Source organism: Microcoleus sp. T3_D1 (assembly GCF_036700405.1).
GTDB lineage: Bacteria > Cyanobacteriota > Cyanobacteriia > Cyanobacteriales > Microcoleaceae > Microcoleus.
Genome location: NZ_JAUBOV010000183.1, coordinates 1 through 2,450, shown reverse-complemented (window position 1 = coordinate 2,450; position 2,450 = coordinate 1). Strand labels below are relative to the sequence as shown.

Annotated in this window: 1 protein-coding gene; it reads left to right on the top strand. The window is 43.3% G+C overall.

Annotated features, from left to right (window positions below; all coding sequences use genetic code 11):
- The first annotated feature begins 619 nt into the window (after positions 1-619).
- Positions 620-2,341: a group II intron reverse transcriptase/maturase gene (ltrA, locus tag QT992_RS33220; RefSeq protein WP_333343067.1), complete on the top strand. Its 1,722-nt coding sequence runs from the start codon at positions 620-622 to the stop codon at positions 2,339-2,341.
- The last annotated feature ends 109 nt before the right edge of the window (positions 2,342-2,450 follow it).

Genomic DNA, 2,450 nt, shown 5'->3' with positions numbered 1-2,450 from the left:
GTGCGATTCGTTTAACCTAAATGGGTAGAAATACTCAGGGACGGTTAGCCTAACCAATTGGTTAGGACAACTAAATATACATCTAGGTGCGGGATTCACAAGTCCCAAATCCCAGTCCGCAAGTGCAGCGGTAAAAGCATATCCCCTACCTTGACAGGTAGCAACTAACAAGGTAAAGCGGGGATAAAAGGCAGACTACTGGTAGCCGAAACTGGTAATTGTCAAGCAAGAGTTCATGTGCAGCGAAAGCAAAGATGTATCTGAACCATCGTTAACTTAGATGGTCTAACGGCTGAATCAGAATAAAATCGTTGCAAAACACGGTAAAGACTGGTTAAGACCAAGCCAAAAGGCAAGGATAGGGCATAGGCGATTGTGAACTCGACCTATAAGCACCGCCCATAAACCCGGTGGATAGCATCGCACTAAAAACTCAAAACAATGTGTATTTGGAACGAAGTAACTCTCATATATCTCTGGAATCAGGTCGATTCCCAGTAAGTAGCTAACGAATGATATACGAGAGAGGGATTGTATCAGAAGCACTAACGCTCTGTTGTAATGACAGAGATATGCAGACAGATACACGGTAACTTCAAGGATAGGAACACCAGTAGCAATGAATAAGTCTAAAACGCGGGACAACCCGACGGTGGAATGGAATCAAATCAATTGGCGAAGAGCAGAAAGATTGACGTTCAAGTTGCAAAAGCGTATCTATCGAGCAAGTGAGCGTGGCGATGTTAAAGCAGTTCGGAAGCTTCAAAAGACCTTGATTAATTCATGGTCTAATAAGGTGTTAGCGGTACGACGGGTCACACAAGACAATACTGGCAAACGTACAGCAGGTGTGGATGGTATTAAATTACTAACCCCGAAGCAGCGAATTAAGCTAGTAAGTCAACTTAAAGCAACTGGTAAATCACAACCGACACGTCGGGTAATGATACCAAAACCAGGAACCAATGAGTCAAGACCATTAGGTATACCCACAATGTACGACCGCGCTTTACAAGCAGTTGTGAAAGCAGCTCTTGAGCCAGAATGGGAGGCGAGATTTGAGCCAAACTCATATGGTTTTAGACCCGGTAGGTCATGTCACGATGCGATTGGAGCTATTTTTGACAGTATCAAACACAAGGCCAAATATGTGCTAGACGCTGATATTGCCAAATGCTTTGACCGCATTAATCACAAAGCATTACTTGACAAAATCAATACCTATCCGCGACTGAGAAAACAGATTAAGTCGTGGCTTAAAAGCGGGGTATTAGACCAAGGTGAAATCTTTCCGACCATTGAAGGTGCGCCACAAGGAGGGGTCATCTCCCCGTTATTGGCTAATATAGCCTTACACGGCATGGAAGAAAGAGTTAAGCAGTATGCGGAAACTTTGAAGAATAAAATCAGCAAAAGCAACAACCGTGACTCATTAAGTCTTATTCGATATGCCGATGACTTTGTGGTCATGCACAAGGATATGGAAGTTATAATAGCCTGTCAAAAGATAATTGCAGACTGGTTAAGTGACTTAGGCTTAGAATTAAAGCCAAGTAAAACAAAATTAACCCACACCCTCAACGTATATAATGGAAATGTTGGGTTTGAGTTTTTAGGATTTCACGTACAACAATATGAGGTAGGTAACTACCGAAGCGCCAAAAGCGCACGCGGAATACCACTCGGCTTTCAAACATTAATCACCCCGTCTAAGCCTAAAGTCAAAGCCCATCTGGCAAAAATTGAAGAAGTAATAGACACTCATAGCCATTCCCCACAATACGCCTTAATCAAAAGGCTAAATCTAATAATTAGGGGATGGTCAAACTACTACTCAACAGTCGTAAGTAAGGAAACCTTTTCAAGGGTTGATGACCTTACTTACGACAAGTTAAGAGCATGGGCGAGAAGACGGGGAAAAGGTAGCATCAACAAAGACAAATACTGGAGAACAGTAGGCGACAGAAATTGGTGTTTCAGCACAGAATCCGGTCTAGAATTAGCCCAGCACCAAGCAACGCCAATAATAAGGCACGTCAAGGTAAAGGGCAAGTCAACACCTTACGATGGTAACTGGATTTATTGGAGCAAAAGACGCGGAGAATACCCTGAAACACCAACAAGAGTGGCAACACTGCTTAAGACACAAAAAGGTAAATGTACCCACTGTGGTCTGTACTTCACACCTACAGACACCGTAGAAGTTGACCATATCCAACCCCGCTCATTAGGCGGTAAGGATGAGTACAAAAACCTCCAACTTCTACATAAACACTGTCACGACACAAAAACGGAAAATGACGATTCCCTGGATAAGGACTATCATAACAATCCGTTTTGAATTGTGTCCATAAAAGGGATGAAGATATCAAGGAGCCGGATGCGGTGAAAGTCGCACGTCCGGTTCTGAAGGAGAGGTAGGAGTGGTAACGCTCCTATCGACTCTAACA

Bases quoted from the DNA above. Each gene is read 5' to 3' on its own strand.
- ltrA (WP_333343067.1), top strand. From the start codon at position 620: ATGAATAAGTCTAAAACGCGGGACAACCCGACGGTGGAATGGAATCAA.